15 protein-coding genes and 1 pseudogene are annotated in these 21004 nt (G+C 71.4%); 7 read left to right on the forward strand and 9 right to left on the reverse strand.

The genetic code is table 11. From position 1 onward, the window contains the following. Nucleotides 1-480: 480 nt before the first annotated feature. The 5 genes from G6R25_RS02965 to G6R25_RS02985 are packed head-to-tail and all read left to right on the forward strand — an operon-like array spanning nt 481 to nt 5199. Nucleotides 481-1311, forward strand: a complete 831-nt coding sequence (locus G6R25_RS02965) for a glucose-1-phosphate cytidylyltransferase (protein ID WP_163551602.1) — start codon at nt 481-483, stop codon at nt 1309-1311. 23 nt (nt 1312-1334) lie between these two features. Continuing rightward, the gene (locus tag G6R25_RS02970; protein WP_163551604.1) at nt 1335-2729 is read left to right on the forward strand and encodes a DUF4910 domain-containing protein; all 1395 of its coding nucleotides are present in this window, start codon (nt 1335-1337) and stop codon (nt 2727-2729) included. Then, the gene (locus tag G6R25_RS02975; protein ID WP_235947276.1) at nt 2722-3540 is read left to right on the forward strand and encodes an IspD/TarI family cytidylyltransferase; all 819 of its coding nucleotides are present in this window, start codon (nt 2722-2724) and stop codon (nt 3538-3540) included. The genes G6R25_RS02970 and G6R25_RS02975 overlap by 8 nt, the downstream gene beginning before the upstream one ends. Continuing rightward, nucleotides 3503-4429, forward strand: a complete 927-nt coding sequence (locus G6R25_RS02980; protein WP_163551608.1) for a phytanoyl-CoA dioxygenase family protein — start codon at nt 3503-3505, stop codon at nt 4427-4429. Before G6R25_RS02975 ends, G6R25_RS02980 begins: the two co-directional genes overlap by 38 nt. Beyond that, a complete protein-coding gene (locus tag G6R25_RS02985) occupies nt 4426-5199 on the forward strand; it encodes an SDR family oxidoreductase (RefSeq protein ID WP_163551610.1) in 774 nt (257 codons plus the stop codon). The genes G6R25_RS02980 and G6R25_RS02985 overlap by 4 nt, the downstream gene beginning before the upstream one ends. Here G6R25_RS02985 and G6R25_RS02990 read toward each other — a convergent pair. After that, a complete protein-coding gene (locus G6R25_RS02990; protein ID WP_163551612.1) occupies nt 5159-6544 on the reverse strand; it encodes a glycoside hydrolase family 26 protein in 1386 nt (461 codons plus the stop codon). The genes G6R25_RS02985 and G6R25_RS02990 overlap by 41 nt on opposite strands. Nucleotides 6545-7064: 520 nt before the next feature. On the opposite strand from G6R25_RS02990, the gene G6R25_RS02995 reads away from it, so the two are divergent. After that, on the forward strand, nt 7065-8378 hold the full coding sequence (locus G6R25_RS02995; RefSeq protein ID WP_235947279.1) for a hypothetical protein: 1314 nt from the start codon (nt 7065-7067) through the stop codon (nt 8376-8378). Between the two features lie 309 nt (nt 8379-8687). Beyond that, nucleotides 8688-9104, forward strand: coding sequence for an O-methyltransferase (locus tag G6R25_RS31215; protein ID WP_235947282.1), 417 nt, complete (start codon nt 8688-8690; stop codon nt 9102-9104). A 146-nt stretch (nt 9105-9250) separates the two neighbouring features. On the opposite strand, the gene G6R25_RS03005 is transcribed toward G6R25_RS31215, so the two are convergent. The 8 genes and pseudogenes from G6R25_RS03005 to G6R25_RS03040 form a co-directional block, all read right to left on the reverse strand. Further along, complete coding sequence (locus tag G6R25_RS03005; RefSeq protein ID WP_163551615.1) at nt 9251-10825, reverse strand: Wzz/FepE/Etk N-terminal domain-containing protein; 1575 nt, start codon at nt 10823-10825, stop codon at nt 9251-9253. A 235-nt stretch (nt 10826-11060) separates the two neighbouring features. Next, nucleotides 11061-13358, reverse strand: coding sequence for a hypothetical protein (locus G6R25_RS03010; protein ID WP_235947284.1), 2298 nt, complete (start codon nt 13356-13358; stop codon nt 11061-11063). A gap of 685 nt (nt 13359-14043) precedes the next feature. After that, entirely contained in the window at nt 14044-15363 is a 1320-nt protein-coding gene (locus G6R25_RS03015; RefSeq protein ID WP_163551617.1) for a class I SAM-dependent methyltransferase, read from the reverse strand. A gap of 220 nt (nt 15364-15583) precedes the next feature. Next, complete coding sequence (locus tag G6R25_RS03020; RefSeq protein WP_163551619.1) at nt 15584-16156, reverse strand: dTDP-4-dehydrorhamnose 3,5-epimerase family protein; 573 nt, start codon at nt 16154-16156, stop codon at nt 15584-15586. Next, nucleotides 16153-17181, reverse strand: a complete 1029-nt coding sequence (locus G6R25_RS03025; protein WP_163551621.1) for an NAD-dependent epimerase/dehydratase family protein — start codon at nt 17179-17181, stop codon at nt 16153-16155. Before G6R25_RS03025 ends, G6R25_RS03020 begins: the two co-directional genes overlap by 4 nt. 548 nt (nt 17182-17729) lie before the next feature. Further along, nucleotides 17730-18326 (reverse strand): serine acetyltransferase, encoded by a 597-nt coding sequence (locus G6R25_RS03030; protein WP_163551623.1) that lies wholly within the window; start codon nt 18324-18326, stop codon nt 17730-17732. Continuing rightward, a complete protein-coding gene (locus tag G6R25_RS03035; RefSeq protein ID WP_163551625.1) occupies nt 18316-18552 on the reverse strand; it encodes an acyl carrier protein in 237 nt (78 codons plus the stop codon). The genes G6R25_RS03030 and G6R25_RS03035 overlap by 11 nt, the downstream gene beginning before the upstream one ends. Further along, a pseudogene (locus G6R25_RS03040) lies at nt 18552-20666 on the reverse strand (HAD-IIIC family phosphatase). The gene G6R25_RS03035 and the pseudogene G6R25_RS03040 overlap by 1 nt, the downstream one beginning before the upstream one ends. Nucleotides 20667-21004: the final 338 nt, after the last annotated feature.

Genomic DNA, 21004 nt, shown 5'->3' on the forward strand with positions numbered 1-21004 from the left:
CCGCTGGCGCGGAGATCTCGTGCGGAGACCTCGTGCGGAGCAGGCGTCGACGACCCACGAAAGGCCACCAGGGCGGGGCTGGGCCGACCCCACCGCAGCGTCGCCAAGCGGGTCGGCACGCAAAGGTTGGAAGGGACACTTCCGGCAGGCTGCGAGGCATACGGTACCGTTGCGACGGCAGTGCCGGGGGACGCTGATGAAGGCGGTCCGTCGCTGGTATCCATCAAGAAACGGCAGAGGGGGATCACGCCCGCGCGCCATGAGCGCGGGCGAGCGTGCGATGTCCTTACCCGGGAGCGCACCATCCCGCACACCGGGAACGACCGGCGGCTGTCCCCGTCGGCCCCGGCATCGGTCGGCGAGGGGCTGCAGGCCCTCACGGGTTACCCGGAATGCACTGCGGTCCAGTGAGGACCATGCCATGAGCGCCCATCCGCCCCACCGAGCCCGACCGGGGCGTGAGCACGGGAGACGCAAGCCTTGAGCATCGAAAGCGCCAAGACCACCGAGATCCCCGACGCTGCCGACATCCCGGTCGTCATCCTCTGCGGCGGGATGGGTACCCGGCTGCGGGAGGCCAGCGAAAAGCTGCCGAAGCCGCTGGTGGACATCGGCGGCAAGCCGGTGTTGTGGCACATCATGAAGACGTATGAACACTACGGCTTTCGCAAGTTCGTGCTCTGCCTCGGCTACAAGAGCGACCTGATCAAGAACTACTTCCTGGCCTACCGGGCACAGGTCGCCGACTTCACCCTCACGCTCTCGGACGACCACACCCCGCAGTTCCACAACTCGGTGGGCGACGAGAAGTGGGAGGTCACCTTTGCGGAGACAGGCCTGCTCACCGGCACCGGCGCCCGCCTGCGCCGGGTCGCCCAGTACCTGACCGGGCCGCGGTTCATGCTCACCTACGGCGACGGCGTCGGCGCGATCAACGTCGACGCGGTGCTGGCCGACCACCTCGCATCCGGCCGCCTCGGCACCGTCACCGGCGTCCGGCCGTCGAGCCGCTACGGCGAGCTGGAAACCGACGGCAACGCGGTCACGCTGTTCGCCGAGAAGCCGCCGCAGACCGGCTGGGTGAGCGGCGGTTACTTCGTCTTCGAGCGCGAGTTCATCGACAAGTACCTCGACGACGACCCGGCGCTGCTGCTGGAGCGCCACCCGCTGCAGCAGCTCGCCCGGGACGGCCAGCTCACCCTGCACAACCACGACGGGTTCTGGATGGGCATGGACACCTTCCGGGATTGGACCGAGCTCAACCAGCTCTGGGACGCCGGGTCCGCGCCGTGGCGCGTCTGGGCCGACTGAGAAGTCCGGACGGATCCGCGACGATGACCGCATCCGCAAGCGTGGCCGGGGCGACCGGCGACGCCGGCCACACCGGCGACCACGACGACGCTGCGCTGCCGGCCGACCCGGGCCACTGGCTGCACGATCTGATCGCCAACCTGCTGCCGCCCATGCGCAGCATCACCGGCGAGGGCGTGCGCACGACGCTGCGCACCGTCGCCCGGGCGCTCGGCCCCGAGGTGCCGCTCACCGTGCACGAGGTGCCCAGCGGCGCGCCGGCGCTGGACTGGGCCGTCCCCCGGGAGTGGAACGTCGGCTCGGCCCGGCTGATCGGCCCCGACGGCAAGACCGTCGTCGACGCCGCCGACAACCCGCTGCACCTGCTGGGCTACAGCACGTCGGTGCGCGCCCGGATGCCCCTCGACGAACTGCGCCCGCACCTGTTCTCGATGCCGGACCGGCCGGGCTGGGTGCCCTACCGGACCTCGTACTACAACGAGAACTGGGGCTTCTGCCTGACCGACCAGCAGCTCGGCGCCCTGCCCGACGGCGAGTACGAGGTCGAGATCGACACGACGCTCACCGACGGGTCGCTGACCTACGGCGAAATCGTGCTGCCGGGCGAGACCTCCGACGAGTTCCTGATCACCACGCACACCTGTCATCCGGCGATGGCCAACGACAACTGCTCGGGCATCGCCACGGCGACCCTGCTGGCGCGGGCGCTGGCCGCCGGGCCGCGGCGGCACACGTTCCGGCTGCTGTTCATCCCCGGGACGATCGGCTCGATCACCTGGCTCGCCCGCAACCGGGACTCGATCGACCGCATCCGCCACGGGCTGGTCCTGACCGGCCTCGGCGACCGCAACGACCCGACCTACAAGCGCAGTCGCCGGGGTGACGCCGCCGTCGACCGGGCCGCCGCGGTGGCGCTGGCCGAGACGGGCCGGCCGCACCGGGTCGTCGACTTCTCCCCCTACGGCTACGACGAGCGGCAGTTCTGTTCGCCCGGCTTCGATCTGCCCGTCGGCCGGTTCGGCCGCGGCCAGCACGGCGAGTACCCGCAATACCACACCTCGGCCGATGACCTGGAGTTCGTCACGCCCGAGTCGCTCGCCGACTCGTTCGCCATCCTGCGGCGCACGATCGAGATCTGCGAGCGGAATCGGACCTGGTGCAACACCGCCCCGTACGGCGAGCCGCAGCTCGGCCGGCACGGCCTGTACCGGGCCATCGGCGCGACGATGAACCGCCAGGCCATCGAGATGGGTCTGCTGTGGGTGCTCAACCTCGCCGATGGCACCCGCAGCCTGCTCGACATCGCCGAGCGCGCGGACCTGCCGTTCGACACCGTCGCCGAGGCCGCGGACGCGCTGGCCGGCGTCGACCTGCTTGCCGAGGCGGGCGCCGACCCCGCGGATGCGCCCGGTGGCTGACCTCGCCGGCGGTCCCGGCCGGTCCACCCGTCGTCCAGACCGGTCCGACGTTGCCGGACCGGTCTGGACGATCGTGCTCGCCGGCGGCGGCGGCACCCGCTTCGGCGGGCCGAAGCAGTTCTTCGACCTCGGCGGCGAGCCGCTGCTCGCCCACCCGGTCGCGGCGGCCCGCGCAGCCAGCGACGGCATCGTCGTGGTCGTGCCCGCCGCGACGGTCGACGGCTGGGCGCCACCGCCCGGCGTCCGCCTGACAACCGGCGGCGCCACCCGGGCCGAGTCCGTGCGGGCCGGGCTCGCGGCCGTGCCGGTGGACGCCGGCATCATCGTGATCACCGACGCCGCGCACCCGCTGGCCACCCCCGCCCTCTACCGGTGCGTCGTCGACGAGATCCGGGCCGGGGCCGACGCGGCCGTGCCCGGCCTGCCGCTCACCGAGGTGGTCAAGGAAATTCGGGTCGCCGGCGGGATTCAGGCCGCCGGCGAAATCAAGCCCACGGGTGGGGTCGGTCCCTCCCCCAGGCTGGTCGCGGGGGCGTCGCTGCCGCGAGAGACCCATCGGCTGGTACAGACGCCGCACGCGTTCCGGGCGGACCTGCTGCGCGCTGCGCACGCGGGTGCCCGCGAGGCGGTGGAGGACTCGGCGATGGTCGCCGAGGCCGGCGGCCTGGTCGTCGTCGTACCGGGCGAACCCGCCAACATCCATGTCACGACGCCGGACGAACTCGCCATGGCCCGGCTTCTTCTCACCCACGTCCGTTCCGAGGGAGAATCCGATGAGTTCGGTACTGGTCGAGTCCACGCTGTCCGATGACGAGCGGCGGACCAAGCTCTACCAGGGCGACCTGTTCGTCTACGCACCCAGGCTGGCGACCCGCGAGTTCGTCGAGTTCAGCCGCGGGCTGATCCGCGAGGCGTTCGGCAGCCTCGACCCCGAGACGGCGCAGTACCACATGCCCGTCGAGGAGTACGCCGCCCTGCTCGCAGAGCTCAAGCCACAATTCATCCACCACCCCACCTTCAAGGAACTGCTGCCGGCGATCCTCGCCGAGCACGGTGCCGACCCGGCGAAGACGTACTTCGACGTGCCGCGGCTGCGGACCTCGACGTCGGACGACTACCTGACCTCCGGCATCGCCTACGCCTTCCACCCGCACCGTGATACCTGGTACTCGGCCCCGTTCTGCCAGCTCAACTGGTGGATGCCGATCTTCGACATCGTGCCGGAGAACGGCCTGGCCTTCCACCCGCGCTATTTCAGCCAGGGCGTGAAGAACGGCTCCCGCAACTACGACTACTACGAGTGGAACGCCAAGAGCCGGGCGGACGCGGCGAAGCACATCAAGTCCGACACCCGTAAGCAGCCGAAGCCGGAGGAGGAGGTGGAGATCTTCCCGCAGACCCGGGTGGTCGCGCCGTCCGGCGGCATGCTGATCTTCTCCGCGGCGCAGCTGCACTCGTCGGTGCCGAACGATTCCGGGCGCACTCGGTTCAGCATGGACTTCCGCACTGTGCACGTCGACGACGTCGTCAATCACATCGGGGCGCCGAACGTCGACTCCGAGTGCACCGGCACCACGATGCGGGACTACCTGCGCGGCACCGACCTCACCCGCATCCCCGAGGACATCTGCCTCAGCTACGACACCGCGCCCCCGCGGGAGGACGCCGTGCTGGTGTTCTCCCAGGCGTCGAGCGCGTGACGGTCCGGCCCGCGGGCGGCACGGCGGCGGACGCGGTTCCGCTCGCCGGGCACGTCGCCGTCGTGACGGGCGCGTCCAGCGGCATCGGCCGCGCCACCGCGCTGCGGCTGGCCGCGGGCGGCGCCACCGTGCTCGCCCTCGGCCGCGACCAGGCCCGGCTCGACGGCCTCGGCAAGGAGGCGAGGGGACCGGGCACGCTGCTGCCGATCCGGCTCGACCTGACCGACGACACCGCCGTCGCCGACGTCGTCGCCGACGTCACCGCCCGCCACGGCCGGGTCGACCACCTGCTGCACAGCGCCGGGGCCTACGCCAGTGCCCGGGTGGACGCGGCGTCGCTGGCCGACCTGGACGCGCAGTACCTCGCGAACGTCCGGGCGCCCTACGCGCTGACCCAGCGGCTGCTACCCGCGCTGCGGGTCGCGGGGGCCGACGGCGGCGCCGACATCGTCATCGTCAACTCCACACAGGGTGTCCGCGCGGGCGCCGGCACCGGCCAGTTCGCCGCGACCCAGCACGCCATACGCGCCTTCGCCGACAGCCTGCGCCAGGAGATCAACGCCGACGGCATCCGAGTCGCCACGATCCACCTCGGCCGCACGGCCACCCCACGGCAGGAGACGATCTACGCCCGGGAGGGCCGGAAGTACGCGCCGGCGCTGCTCATCCAGGCCGACGACGTCGCCGACCTCGTCGACTACCTGATCCGACTCCCGCCCACCGCCGAGATCACCGAGTTGCACCTGCGCCCGGCGAAGAAGAGCTATTAGGGGCGCCGAACAGGGCTCGGTAGCGCTGGGCGGCGCGGGGATTGCTCGGCGGGTCGATCAGCGAGGACTGGACGTTGCCCGCATCGGTCGCGGTGAAATACGCCTCGTAGGCAAGGTTCGCCCGATTCGCCTGGAACAGCTCAAACATCTTCTGGATGAAGTACGGGTTGTCCGCGCCACCACCCGCCGAGCGAACGACCCCCCACTCCGGCACAGCGAACCGCTTGCCGTGCGCGCGGGCGAACCGGGCGACGGTGCAGGCGCCCGAGTCCTCGTTGCACTGAGCGTCGAAGGTCGCCCGGGTGAACGACGGCGGGTAGGAGTCGTAGGCGTCCACGCTGACGACGTCGACGAACCCGTCGCCGGGGTAGGCCGCCCAGACGTTGTCGCCGTCCGGCATCGAGTTCCGGTGGGCCGAGACGTTCCAGTCGATGTGGACGCCGGGCGAAGTGGAGCGGATCGCGGTCACCGCCCGTTGGAAGCAGGTCCGCCAGGTGGCGGTGTCGCGCGGGTACCACCAGAACCAGTCGCCGTTGAACTCCCAGCCGAGCCGGACGTAGGCGTCCCCGCGGCCGTTGCGCACCAGCGTCCGCCCGAAGGTCGCCCAGTCGGCGTCATAGTCGCCGCGAGCGCAGGCGGCCTCGTTGCCGTCCTTCGGTAACAGCGGCTGGGCCACGGACACCCTGCCGGCGTAGACGTCCGGGCGAAACCCGGACAGAGGCCAGTCGTCGGCGACGATCTTCTGCCAGTTGTCTCGGACCGTGAACACGACGGCGACGTCGCTCCGGCGGCCGAGCCAGCGTTCCCAGCCGGCCAGATCGTGGGGCGGGTTGGCGTTGGCCCCGGAGGGCCAGGTGACCCCGGCGGCCGGCGGGGCGGTCGGACCCGATCCCCCGCTCCTGCCCCCGCCACCGCTGCCGCCGCTACTCAGAACAACCAGCCCGACGACGCCGACCACAGCCGCGAGGACCGCCGCGAGGCCGGTGCCCACCAGCGCCCGCCCGCGCCGTGACCGCGGCAGCCGCCACCGCGACCCGCCCGCACCGCCAAGCCCACCGGATGCGCCAGGCCCACCGGATGCGTCGGGCCCACGGGATGCGTTGGGCGCCGGGCCGGGCTGGAGCATCGAGCCGGACGTCTCGGGGTCCGTGGACGCGCCAGAGTCCACGGACCCCGAGACCCGGATGCCCGGCAGCGGCATGGTGCCGGTGTCGGCACCATGCTGGCCGGGCCCGTCACTGCCCTTGAACGAAATAGCGCGGGTCGGCGAGGTGTCGCCCCGCTCCGAACCGATCCGGTCGGACGGGGGCGGACGCCCTCCCGGCGCGATGCCGGAATAGCGCACGTTACACCTCCACGGTGAGGGCAGATCGTCAGAGCCGCTGGAACGACCGGACACCTTCGCGCCAGCAATGAACGGCCGACCCCGCCGCACCAGCTGAGAACAGGCATCGGCCGCGGACGATAACGCCACCGGCGATACGACGAACGCGGGTCTTCGCTCGAGGAGCTCCAAGACCCGAGAACTTTTCCGACCGCAGCCGGAGGTGGCCTGTTCATTATTCGCCCGGCGACACCAGGTCCTCGGAAGACACCACGAAGACGACTGCCAACGGTGACGGACAGGCGACCGTACGCCCCGGAAATTGACCGAAGACCACGGTGGGAGGCGCCGGATCGACGCCGGTTACACTTGCCGACGGTGCCGTCCACACGGCGCACCGGGCCGCCATGCGGGGCCACCCGGGGATCGCCCGCAGCGTTCACCGCCGCCCGAGCGGCTGCGGCGCCCCCGCCGACCGAGAACGGGGGACGGGAAGCCAGTGGTAACCACCACCCTCACGACCAGGATTCCGCGGTCGTGGGTGATCCCGACCCAGGAGGCGGGCAGCGGCCGCACGGTGAACGACGCGACGCTGCGGCTGCTCACCGTTCTGTTGTTCTTCGAGATCTTCTTCCAGCGGATCGCCATCCCCGTCGGCGGTTCACAGGTTCAGGTGATCCTGCCGATCACCTACGTGTGCGCGGCCATCATGGTCCGGCGCGGCAGGCTGAGCCGACACTCGGGTCGGATGACCGGCTACCTGGTGGCGATGACGGCGTGCTCGCTGTCGGCTCTCGTGTCCTTCCTGCGGCAGAAGGACAGCACGTCCCTGACGTCGCTGATGTTGCTGCTGGCGACGTACGTCCCGTTCGTCTTCGGCCTGCGTCCCGCCGACGCCCGGGCGTTGCTGCCCCGGCTCCTCGACCGCCTCCTCATCATGATCACAGTGCTGGCCGGGCTGGCCATCTTCCAGTTCGCGATTCAGCTCGTCGGCGTTCCGTACACCGATGTCGTCAAGGACATCGTGCCGTCACAGTTCCTGATGCACGGCTTCAACACGTCCTACCCGGTCCAGTATGGATCGTCGCTGTTCAAGTCGAACGCCTTCGTCTGTCTGGAGGCATCGTTCTGCTCGCAGTTCCTCGGTTTCGGCATCGTGGTCTGCGTCCTGCGCAACGGCGGCTGGTGGCGGCTGCTCATGTTCGTGCTGGCGATTCTCAGCACCGTTTCCGGCACCGGTCTGCTGCTGCTGGCCTGTGCGGGCGTGCTGCTGGCCGTCCACAAGGGCGCCCGGTTCGCGCTCACCGCCCTGATCGGCGTGAGCCTCATCGTCCTGATCATCAGCTTCACCCCGGCGTCGAGCATCTTCGCGGCCCGCGCGACAGAGACGTCCTCGTCGACCTCCAGCGGCAGCCTGCGCTTCGTCCAGCCCTACCAGCGCACCTGGGATTCGCTCGGCAGCGATCCGGCGACGGTGGCGTTCGGCTCCGGCTCGGGCTACGCCGACCGCGACGCGGCTGAGTTCTTCCGCCGCACCGGCCTGCCACTGAACTACGCGCTCGTGCCGAAGCTCGTCCTGGAGTACGGGGTCCTCGGCACGGTGACGTTCCTCAGCTTCATCGTGGCGATGTTCGTCCGTGGCTCGCAGTCGTTCGTGCTCTCCGGCTCGGTGTTGGTCTTCTACATTGTGCTGTCCGGCGGCCTGCTGGCCCCGGTCGTCACCGGTCTGGGCCTGTTACTCGTCGCCTGGTTCACGGTCTCGCCACAGGACTCGGACCGATGGGCGGGCGATCTGGGGCCGCCGCCACCGTCATCCCAGCCTCCCGCGCAGCGCAGGGTCTTCGCGGGCATCTGAGTTCCCGGCCGGGCCCCGGCCGGGCGCCCGGCGCCGACCCTCACAGCGGAGGTTCCGCCCGGTGCCTGATACAACGCAGAGCTGGCAGGCCGTCGACGAATATCTCATCGACACCTTGATCGACGAGGACGAGGCGCTGCGGCAGGCGCGGGCGGCGAGCCACGCCGCCGGGCTGCCGCCGATCAAGGTCGCGGCGAACCAGGGTGCCTTCCTGGCCCTGCTCGTCCGGATGGTCTCCGGCCGGCGGGTGGCACCCTCGGCGGCTACTCGACGATCTGGCTCGCGCGGGCCGTCGGACCGACCGGCCGGGTGGTCACCCTGGAGGTCGATCCTCACCACGCCGAGGTCGCCCGGGGCAACCTCGACCGCGCCGGCCTCGGCGCCGTCGCCGACGTCGTGCTCGGTCCCGCCGTCGACTCGCTCGAGGTGCTGATCGCCGCGCGCCCCGAGCCGTTCGACCTCGTGTTCATCGACGCGGACAAGCAGAACAACGCGCGCTACCTCGCCGCCGCGCTGCGCCTGGCCCGTCCCGGCAGCGCGATCGTGGTCGACAACGTGGTGCGCGGCGGGGCGGTCGTCGACCCCGCCAGCGCGGACCCCAACGTTCAGGGGACGAGGGCCGTGCTCGACCTGGTGCGGGCGGAGCCACGGCTGACGGCGACCGCGCTGCAGACCGTGGGCAGCAAGGGCTGGGACGGCTTCGTCCTCGCGCTCGTTCGCGAGTAGGTACCGGCCTGCGCGAGTAGGCACCTGAGCTCCGCGCAGAAGTGCGACGGCCCCGCTCGACGCGCTGGATGCGCGAGGAGCGGGGCCGTCGTTACGCGAGGGCGCCGGCCCGGCCGCCGTGGGCAGCCGGGCCGGGCCGGGGGACGTTACCGGGCCGGGCGGGCGTAGCGGTCGGTGCTTTCCGGATCCATGCCGCCGTGCTTGCCGCTGGACGCGCCTTCGCCGCCGCCCACGGGCGAGTTCGACGTGATCGTGTCGACCGAGGAACGACGTTCCGGGGTGACGTTGCCGGTCGTCCGGCGGATGCCGGTGCGGCCGTCGTGGACGACGCCGACGACGCGCTCGGCGAGCGCCGGCCAGTCCCGCGGCACCTGCTCCAGCTCCTTGAGGTGCGTCTCGGTGGACGTGATGACCACGACCGCGTCGGCCTGGATCGCCGACGCCGCGGTCATCGGCAGCTCGGCCAGCGCCGAGGTGACCAGGATGACCAGATCGACGACGGGGGCGCGGTCGGCGAGGATCGGCGCGAGGCCCCCGGGACGGGCCGCCCGGGCCGGCGAGACCCGGTTGTAGAGGATGTGCCCGCGGCCGGTGCCGGACGAGCGGGCGAGGCAGGTCGGCTCGTGCGCCCAGCGCGGCAGCTCCCCGGAGATCGCCCGCGGCAGGCTCTCCAGCGACGCCCGCACCTCCGACGACGGGGAGGTGTCGAGGATCAGCACGACACCCTGGTCGTCCGACCAGGCGGCGGCGACGGAGGCGACGAGGTCGGCGGCGAGGTCTCCGCGCGACGCCGGGGTGAACGCGACCACCTTGCTGGTCGGCGACATCACCGCCGACATCGCCGAGACGAGCGTCTCGGCCGCGCTCGCAGTCGTGCGCCCCGGCTCCAGCGCGGCGATCAGCGGGACGCCGAGGGTGTCCGACGGGTTGTGCGGGTCGAGGATCGTCGGCCGCCGCTGGTACATGATCCAGATGGCCGCGATGGAGCCGAGTAGACCCACGATCGCCGCGACGAGGATGTTGCGCAGCAGGTTGGGACCGCCCTGGCCATCGGCGACCGGCGGCTCCGCCAGCTTGACCGCGGAGCTGTCCAGCGCCGACGCGGTACTAGCATCGGCGATCTTCCTGTTGAGATCGTTGATCTGCTGGTTGCGCACGGTGGCTGCGTTCACCCCGGCCGCGTCGGCCCCCTGACCGGCGGCGTTCTGCTCGGCGGTGACCTGGTCACGCAGCTTGATCAGCGCGGCCACCGAGGTTGTACTGTTGGGGCCGTAGCTCGTCAACAGCGAGCTGTACGCCGTCTCGCCCGCCTTGACCAGGTCCGTCGCCGCCTGCTGTGAGGACCCCTTGCCCTTCATGACGAAGAAGTAGCCCTCGTCCGACGGGGACGTGCTCAGCCGGCCCGTCACATCCGACTCGGACAGCTTGAGCGCCTGCGCGATCTTCACCACAGCCGCCGAGGACTGGGCGAACTGCGCCTGGGTCTGGACGAAGCGGGTCGCGTCGACCGAGTTGGCGAGCGTGCCCGAGTCCGTGGACAAGAAGATCCGCGCCCTCGACGTATAGGTGGCCGACTGCGCCTTGGAGTAGATCGCCGACAGCGCCGCGCAGATCACGACCACGATCACGATGATCAGCAATCGCGGCTGGATGATGCGGAACAGCGAGGGAGCGGACGGGGCCCGGCTGGTCTCGCCTCCCGCCTGTGCGTTACGGCTCATGACGCACACGCCTCGGACTCAGAGCGGGCGGACCGGGCCCGCACGCGGATCGGAGAGCCGGTGAGCTGACGCACCGACACCTCCAGCAGGACGTGAAGCGGACTCAAAGTGGCCCCCCACAGGAGCATCCGGCCCGATTGCCGGACCACGGTTCTAGATCTGACGAACCGATTTGTGAGCATAGCCGATAGCGGATAGTGAACGGTCATAGCTATAACTGACGCCGTGATGGCGCTCAGGTGTCGCGTCCGCCTCGCCGCGGGCCGGTTGTGCGACGATGGCCATCGCGATGACCTTCCCGGGCGAGACCCTCACCGTGCACATCATCCCCCGGGCCGATACCGCGCTCGGATTCACCCGGCTTCCCCCGCGGCGATCCGTGGTCACGATCCATGCGGGTTGGTCGCGGCCGCGGGAGTTCCCGCCGCAACTCTTCCGGGACGTCAGATTTCCGAACTTTTGTCGAGTTATTTCCATCCCGTCGCTTCACACTGGACCTATCACGCCGCGCCGAACCGCCGGGCAACTCCCACCCGCCGGTCAATTCCGCCTCGCCAAACTCTCCGGCGACCGGGCGGCCGACGGCCTGCCGCCGCCCCCCGGAAGAACGTTCGTCCTGCCGTGATCGTCCCCGATCCGACCACCCGGCGCGGCCGCCACGCCCCTCGCCCGGCCGGTACCGCCGCGCCCCGCGCTCACCCCCACCGGCGGCGAAATCGCCAACGGCCGCACGCGCCGGATCAACGGTGGATCCCGGCTGGTCCTGCGCCGCGCGCAACGCCGCCTGCTCGACATCATGTTCCCGCGCCAACCGGCGAAGCAGAACGAACCAGACCGGAGCAATAGCCCAGAATGCAAGGTTGAATCCGATCACCGCACCTCGGGCCTCGCCGAGAACCGCCCCGAGGATGGGGAATCCGAGCAACATCGGGGCGAAGGCCGCGTTCAGCCGAAATGTGATCTTGGTCTTACCGAGCGCGTAGGCCATGCAGGCCGGGCCCACCGGGACCGCCGCGGCGAGATAGTGCAGGATCGACAGCCCCAGGATGTCCTTCGTCCCGGCCCAGGTGTCGCCCAGCAGGGCCTGGCCGTAGCGATCCGGCAGGAAGTAGAAGATCAGGCTCCAGACTGCGCCGATCGCGACGACCAGCCCGGACAGTGCATACGCCACCCGCTCACGGTCTCGTGCGTTCATCGAGGTCCGTTTGGACAGCTCGGGCAGGGCGAAGCTCACCACCCCGACCCCGACCACGGTGGTCGGGCCGAGCAGCGTCCGCGCGCCCTGCAGCGCGCCGATCGTCGACAGCGACCCGACCGACCCGACCGCCCCGATCGCCAGCATCGACGTCTGCAGGGCGCCCTGCACCGTGATGAACTCCGCCGCCAGGTACGTCGAGTCCGTCCTGTTCTCCGTCAGCCATCTTCTGGTCGCACCGGGCGATGGCCAGAAGCCGGCCTGGACGACACCGATCAGAGCCGCGACCAGGGCCGCGGCCCCCCAGGCCAACACCAGCGGAGACGACTCGGCCACCCCCCGGTGGACGAGCAGCCAGATCCCGAACACCTGGACGACCGCCCACATGACATCGTTGAGGAACGCCCCGAACGGCCGTCCCATGGCGAAGAAGACGTACCGCCAGGCATCTTGCAGGAGCAGGCCGGGCAGCACGAAACCCATCGCCGACAGCGACGACCCCACCGGCCCACCGACGCCGAGGCCGATGCCGATGCCGACGAACACCACCCCGACGCCGATGCCGAAGGCAAACGACGATCCGGTCGTGGCCGAGGCGGCCGACCGGAACGACGACGGCGTCGAGCCCGAGTAGTGCATGCTCAGCGGCAGGCAGGTCGCACCCCGACACAACCCGATCACAATGGCGAACAGCGTGTAGGCGATACCGAACGCGCCATACTCGACGTCGCTGACCTGGCGCGCGATGAGGAACGAGATCGCGGCGTTCGTCGCGCTGGAGACGGCCTGGTCGGCGAGGGTCCAGACCGCCTTCGACCGGGTACTGGGGCTGCCCCCGTCCCCGCCTGGGCCGAGTCCTCGATCGGGATCGTCGGCCTCATCAAGATCAGCGCTGCCGGCACGGCGGGCCCGGTCGGCACCGCGGGCCCGGTCGTCGACCACCCCGCCGGCGTCGGCCCGCCGCCGCGCCGCGCCGCCCGCCCGCGCGCCACGCCGATCGATGAGCCCGGTGTCCGGATCGTCGACGAGGTCCCCGTAGCCCGCGACGGTGGCCGCCGGATCCGACCGGGCGCCGGGACGCGGCCGGCCAGGCAACGACCCGCGGGAGACCACCTGGGTGGACTCCGCGTCCGACGGGGCGACGCGGCGGCGGCGGCGCGAGTGGGGTGCGGGCTCCTCGACCCGGGCGATGACCTCGGTCTGTTCGATGCGCAGGCGGTGCTGCAGGACGCTCAGGTCGATCGTCGAGGTGATCGAGTGCGGCAGCGGGCTACCGCCAGACAACCGGCGCAGCCCTGGCAGCGCCGAGGTCCCCGGCGAGGTTGGGCTCGCGCCCACCCCACCCCCGCCGCCTGGCGCCCCCGGCTGTTGCCTCGTCCCTGACGCCGGGGCCGCGACCGGGACCGGGACCGGAAGCGGGGCCGGGGCCGGATCGGGAGGAGGCCCGGCTCCGGAGGTCGGGGCCGGGGGCGCGGACGGCGTCCGACGAGGATCGGGCGGCCCGCCAGCCCACGGCCCGGCCCCGGAGCGGTCGGGTTGTCGCTCGCCCGGGGCCGGTCCCATGCGGTCGGGGGACGGGCCCCAGAGCGCCGCCACGGGACGCCCGTCCGGGCCGGTTCGCCAACCGGGCGCTGGTAGGCGGGACGGCGAAGGCTGCAGCGGAGCCGGAGCCGGCGAGGACGGAGCCGGCGAGGACGGCGGCGCGGCCCAGGTCTGCGGCGGGATGGGCGTCGACACCTCGAAGTCCACGTACGCCGGTTGGTGAGCGCGAGTGGGGCCGCGCTGGGCGCCAGCCGCCGGGGATCCGTCCGGCGCCGGCGCCCCCGGCCGGGGGGCGTAGGGAGTCTGCTCAACGGGGCGCGGATCCGCGGGCGGCGGATCCTCCGGCCAGCCCGAGGACCAGAGGTCCACGTCGATGCCCGTCATGCTCGCTCTCCCGACCGACGACGCCGGACCGGCGCCCGCGACCCGGCTGGCCGCGGGCGGAGATGACGACGACCCGACACCACGATGCAGGACCCGCCTACAGCACAACCGGCCGGGGTACTGGCACGATGAAGGAACCGCCGCGCGCGGCGTACTCCGCCTGCTGGGCGATGATCTCTCTCTTCACGTTCCAGGCCAGTAGCAGCAGGTAGTCGGGCTGACGCTCCAGCAGGACCGCGGGGTCGAGGATCGGCAGCCGCGCCCCGGGGATGTACTTGCCCTGTTTGTGGACATTGCGGTCGACCACGAAGTCGATGAGATCCGTGGTGATGGCGCTGGAGTTCAGCAGCGTCGCGCCCTTGGCCGCGGCGCCGTAGGCGGCGACCGTCTTACCGTCGGCGCGCAGCGAACGCAGCAGCGCGACCAGCTCCTCCTGCACCGTGCGCACGTCGTCGGCGAAGGTGGCGTACCGCGCGAAGGAGTCGAGGCCGCCGGCTCGCTCGACGTCGAGCACGGCGGCGACCGACTCGGCCGGCTCGGCGGCCGCGGCGTGCTGCAGGCTCCAGCGCAGCGTCCCGCCGTGCAGTTCGGGGAACTCCTGGACGCCGACGAGCGCGAGGCTGTGGCGACGCATGAGGGCGTCCACCGCGATGGTGGAGAAGTAGCAGAAGTGCTCGTGGTACACCGTGTCGAACTCGGTGTGGGCCAGCAGGGCCCCGACGCCGGGGTTCTCGACGTCGACGAGCCCGCCGTCCGCGAGCAGGATCGAGAAGCCCTCGACGAAGCTGTTGAGGTCGGGGACATGGGCCATCACGTTGTTCGCGATGATCACGTCGGCCCGCAGGCCCTCCGCGACGAGCTGGCGGGCCAGCTCCGCGCCGAAGAACTCCTCGCGGGTCGGCACGCCGGCCTCGCGGGCCGCGGCGGCCGGACCGGGCGTCGGCTCGATGCCGAGCACCGGGATGCCCCGCTCGACGAACGCCTTGAGCAGGTAGCCGTCGTTGCTGGCCACCTCGACGACCAGGCTGTCCGGGCCGAGGTCGCGGCTGGCGATCAGATCGATGACGTGCTTCTCGGCGTGCCGGACGAGCATGTCCGAGAACGAGGAGAAGTACGGGTAGTCCTCGTCGAAGATCTCCTCCGCGGGCAGCTCGTGGGTGAGCTGGACCAGCGCGCACGACTCGCAGAAGCCGACCTCGAGCGGGAACGAGGGGTCGGTGGCGTCGAGGGCGTCGGCGCGCACCAGGCGGTTCGCGATGGGCGTCGACCCCAGCGAAAGGAACAGCCGCGGGGCCGCACCGCCGCAGGACCGGCAGGCGGTGACCGGCGTGGCGATGCCGCCGGAGGCGGCCGGCGACTGGTTCGCGTCGGCCGCGACGGTTGCGCTACCGCCCTGGGCCGGGGTTCCGGATGACATGCGCGCTCCCCTTGATGAGATGTCGCCGAGCGGCGTGGTGACCGCACATCCGCCGCAGGGATGTGACAGTCCGGAAACAATCTGTTTGCCACGGCACCAGGGTCAGGTGCCGTGTCGCCCTCGCAGGTCGCGAGGGCACCGCCCACACACCCACCGGCGTTGAGTTTCGCAGGCCACGGGAGTGACCAGACAACGGGGGGTGGCGGCGGTGACAACGGATTCAGACCGGGGCGCCGGTGGCGCCGAAAACGTGAACGGCCGGCCCGTCCGCGAGCAGCGGCCAGGCGCGGTCCTTGTCGGAGATCACCGACACCGGCAGCGGCCAGGCGAGGCCGAGGCGCGGGTCGTCGAAGCGCAGCCCGCGGTCGTGTCCCGGGGTGAAGGGGACGTTCATCTGGTACGTGGCCTCGGTGGCGTCGGCCAGCGTCTGATAGCCGTGGGCGAGGCCCGCGTCGATGAACAGCGCCCGGTGGTTGTCGGCGGACAGCTCGACCGCGACGTGACGCAGGTACGTCGGCGAGTCGGTCCGGGGATCGACCACGACGTCGAGCAGCGCGCCGCGGGTGCAGCGGACCAGCTTGGTCTCGCGCACGGGCTCCCCGGCCCAGTGCAGGCCGCGGATCGTGCCCGCCGTGGTGTTGTAGGCGACGCTGCACTGGGCCACCTCGATGGCGAGCCCCGCGGCCGCGAACTCCTCGGCGCAGAACGTCCGGGCGAACAGGCCCCGGGCGTCGGTGAACGCCTCGACGTCGACGATCCACACCCCGGCGATCGCCGTCGGGGTGACGATCACGGGTGCGCCCAGAACAGGTCGGCGTCGAGCCGGCCGGTGCCGATCAGGTACTGGAGCTGCTTGAGCCGGGTGTGCCCGCGGCCGGTGAAGGTCTCCGCGTCGAGCTGGATGCGGCTGAACACCTCATGCAGCTGCTGGGCGCCGCGCAGCGCGTTCCAGTCGCAGGAGAACCCGGGCAGGGTGCTCGCGATCTTGTCGAAGGACACCCGGTAGCTGCGGTTGTCGCCGCCGTTGTCGCCGAAGCTCAGCTTGCAGCCGGTGAAGACGCTGGCGACCGCGTCGGCGATCTCCTTGACCTGGTAGTTCTGCTCGCTGTCGCCCACGTTGAAGATCTGGTTGTGGACGACGTCGCGCGGCGCGGCCAGGGCGAGGCGGATCGCCTTCGCGATGTCCAGGCCGTGGACCAGCGGACGCCAGGGGGTGCCGTCCGAGGTCATCGCGATCTCGCCGGTGGTCCAGGCAACACCGGCGAGGTTGTTCAGCACGATGTCGAACCGCTGCCGCGGCGAGGCGCCGTAGGCGGTGGCGTTGCGCAGGAACGTCGGCGAGAACGAGTCGTCGGCCAGCGCAGCGACGTCGCGCTCCACGTAGACCTTGCACTCGGCGTACGGGGTCTGCGGGTCGACCGGCGAGGTCTCGGTGACGTCCTCGCCGGTCGCCACGCCGTAGACGCTGCACGACGACATGTAGACGAACCGCTCGACACCAGCCTGCTTGGCGAGGTTCGCCAGCCGCACCGAGCCGAGATGGTTGACCTTGTACGTGACGTCCGGTGCGAGCGCGCCGAGCGGGTCGTTGGACAGCTCGGCCATGTGCACCACGGCATCGACGCCCGCAAGATCGTCGACGGTGAGGTGGCGCAGGTCCTTGTCGAGGGTCAGCGGGATCCGGTCCGTCCCGCGGTACAGCCAGCCGTACTTGTAGTAACCGGTGTCCACGCCGACGACCTCGTGGCCGTCGCGCATCAACTCGGGCGCGAGCAGGCACCCCAGGTACCCCTCCGTGCCCGTCACGAGCACCTTCATCCGCGAGTCCTCTCCATGTCGGCCGCGGGGTGGCCCGATCGGGCCAGACGGTCCGGCTTCAAACCGTACCGACTCGGTCCCGCCGCCCGACCGGCGACATCCCGCGCCCCGACCGCCGACATCCCGCGGCGGCCCCGAGCCCCGCGCGGTCGGCACGCCCGGCCACCAGCCGCGCAAGGCCTCGTCATCCCCCGTCACCGAAGGTTGACGGACGGAAGGCGCCTACGGGTCGCTACCACGGTCGGTACGACCTCGCCCCCTCACCCGCGCATCGCCGTACCAACCGATCTGCGACCAGAGACGAGGGAACCCCGGCGGAGGGAGTCCCGGTCGGCGATGGCCGATACTGCCGAGGCGCAGCCGGTTGCGGTGCGCTCTGCACGGTCCGAACCCTGAAACCGTGCACTGCGCACCGCAACGCGCACTGCGCACCGCCACTGACCTGGCCAGGACTGGCCCACCCGCCGCTCCTGGCCCGGCTCGCCGTGGTGATGCAGCGGCAGCCTGGGCCGCGGCGGTCCGGGCTACGGCGGTCCGGGCTACGGCGGTCAGCGGACGGGGGGTCTCATGACTCGGGCGGGGGCCGCGAAGACGGTGGAGCCGGCGGGGACGTCCGTCATGACAATCGAGCCGGGGCCGATGCGGGCGTCGTCGCCGATGGTGATGGCGCCGAGGAGATGGACGCCAGGGGCGAGCTCGACCCGGCGCCCGATCCTCGCCACGTCCTGCAGCGACGCCGACCCGCCGGCGTAGCCGATGGTCAGGTTGTACCGCAGGGTGCAGTCGTCGCCGATCTCGCAGTACGGCGGGACCAGGATCGCCTGGTGGTGGCCGATGTGGACCCGCCGGCCGAGCCGGGCCTTCTCGGACAGCTCCGCCCCGTACAGGTTCCGAATGACCAGGTTGTTGAGCACCTTGTAGGCCACGGTGACCACGACGCGCAGGGGCTGGCGCCGGGTACGCCGCCACTGCCCGAGGCGGTAGACCGCGAGCACGTGCAGCCCCGGATGGGCGAGCGAGCCATAGTGCCGCCGGAAGTCCTCCCGCAGAATCTCCCGCAGGCCCAGCTCGGACGCCTCCCTGCGGTCGGCCGGCGCGGCACCCGTCGGGGCGGGTGCCGCGACCGCGGCGGCCTCAGTGGACACGGCTGAGCTCCTCGATGTGTTCGCGCAGGTCGCCGACGGTGGTGAAGCTGGCGAGCCGGTCGTCGGCGATCTGGATCGAGAACTCCCGCTCGACGGCGTAGATCAGGTTGATGTGCGCGAGCGAATCCCAGCCGGGGACGTCGGCAGCGGTCGTCGTGTCGGCGACGATGAGGTCGTCGTCACTGAAGATCTCCCGGAAGATCTGCTGGAGGCGATCCTGCACCATCACCTGGGCACCTCTTCTTCCATCCTGCGGTCCTGCGGCCGCGCCTGGGCGAAAACGTGGGGAGACAGGTCGGCGGGTGGCACGCCCGGTTCGATGACGCGCATCAGGCCGGGCGTCGCATACGGCGCGTCCACGGCGCGGGACCAGCGGGTGGTGCCCGGCGCAGACGGATCGTGATCGTCCGGTACCGGCAGAACATCCGGTACCAGCGGAACGTCCGGCGCGTCCAGCCGGGTGAAGCCGAGGCGTTCGTAGAGGTCGGCGACCAGGGCGTTCTTCGCCGACGGTCGGTACTCGCCGACGACCCGGGCGAGCCCGCGCCGGCGCGTCTGCGCGAGGATTCAGCCCGGCGACCTCGTCCTCCAGGGTCCGGCCGATCACCCGGCAGCTCATCAGCCAGGTGTCGACGGCCAGGGCGTCGCCGACCTCGACGGCGATGACCACGGCGACGAGGCCGTGGTCGGCGAACCGGTCGGCGAGGCGGACGCAGAGCACGACCGTGGCGGGGTCGGCGGCCAGCCGGGCGATCTCGTCGGCGCCTCGGCGCCGCCCGGTCAGGTTAAACTGGTTGGTCTTGCCGACGAGCTGGGCGACCCGGGGCAGGGTCAGCTCGTCGAGCGCGACGACGGTGGCCGTCATGTCCAGTCCCCGGTGGAACTCCGCCAGCGAGCCAGCCGCGGCCTCGGCGGCGGCGAGTTCGGCCCGGGCCCGGTAGGTCGCCGTCCGCGCGGTGTCCTCCGCGGTGAACGCCGTGGTCTCGAAGAACGGGTAGTCGGCCAGCGCCCGGACGTAGCCGTGCGGGTCGGCGGGCAACGCGAGGACGTCGACCTCGCCGACGAGCTGGCGCACCGCCTCGCGCTCGACCGGGTTGTCGTCGACGAAGACGAGGGAATCGAGGCCGAGACCGAGGTCGGCGGCGATTCGGCGCAGCTGGGTCGGCTTGTCGTCCCAGCAGGCGCTGAAACTCGCGATATCGCCCAGACGCAGCCGCATGGCGGGGTGACGCTCGAACGCCTCCTTCCCCTCGGCGTCGTTGTTCTTCGAGCAGACGGCGAGCACGACGCCGCGGTTTTTCAGTTCGACGACATAGTCCTGGAAGGCGGCGAAGGCCTCGCCGACGGCACCGTCGCCGAGCGCGATGCCGGTGAGCCCCTCCTCCCCCAGCACACCGCCCCACAGCGTGTTGTCGAGGTCGAGGACGAGGCACTTGCGGCTCACCCCGAGCTGCGCGCCGATCACCGCCGCGGTATGCCGGGCCAGCAGCGGCACCTGCGCGAACGACACCGCCTGCTTGGAGCGGTGCCAGTAGCGGGCGTCGAACCAGGCCCGTTTGCCGACGTCGGCGGCCAGGCGCTCGCAGTCGACCAGACCGATCCCGTCGCCGGCCACGCGGCCGAGTTCGGCGTTGACCCGGGCGAGCAGGGTCGGGCGGGCACCGCCGGTGCGCAGCGCCAGATGCCCGAGGGCGATCTCGCCGGGGACGGCGAAGGTGTGCTGGACGACCCGGGCGCCGCAGCGGGCGCGGATCATCTCCCACAGCGACGTCCAGCAGCGCACCTCGGCGGCGACCGCGACGTCCGGCTCGTCGGCGACGGCCGGCTCATTCGCAATCGTTGGCAGGGCCGCCCCGCCGGCGTGCACGGCGAGCACGACCACGTCCGGCACGAAGCGGTAAGCCCGCTACCGGGGTCCAGAATCTCCTGGCGGTACTGCCCGTAGCCGCACTCGTAGATCTCGACGGCGACCCCCGCCCGCGCGGCCGCGAGCGGCAGCAGGGCCGCGAACTGGGACGTCGTGTAGCTACCGAGGACAGCGACCCGAGCCGCGCGCGGCAGCGGCGCGGCGGCGGGCAGGCAGCGGCGCAGCACGCCGGCCGCCGCCGACCAGGCGGCGAGGTCGCCGTCGGTGTCGGTGAGTGCCAGCGCCCAGCGCACCGCCCCGGCCGGGTCCCCGGCGCGCTCGTGCGCGACGGCGAGGTCGCGACACAGCGCGGCGGTCGGGATCTCGCTGGCGGCGGCGAGTGCGGTCAGCTCGGCGACCCGCCCGTCGCGCGACGGCGCCTGCCGGGTCCGGTCAGGCTCGTCCCCCACACCCGCGTCCCCTGGTTCGATCATCCTTGCGGCCCCCTCTCGTGGTAGCCCGTCACGGCACCCCCGCATCCGGCCACCCAAGCTCTACCCTCACGTGAGAGTTGTTTCGAACAGAGTGGCGGGGAGGGCGGCGGCGATATCGACCCGATATCCGCGGCACCGACAGGAACATCTCGGATCTCCCGGCCGATATCCGGCATTTGGCGAGCCTCCGAGCCGCCCCCCGGAAGGCGACGGCGACCAGTCCGACCCGCCCGCGGCGCGCCGGCAGGTGCGCGACACCAGGTCAACGCAGGTCGATTTATCCATTTGTCGACAACAGTCCGCTTAGAACCGACAATGCGGAAAACTGCCTCACACGG

This window comes from Candidatus Frankia alpina (assembly GCF_902806485.1).
GTDB lineage: Bacteria > Actinomycetota > Actinomycetes > Frankiales > Frankiaceae > Frankia > Frankia alpina.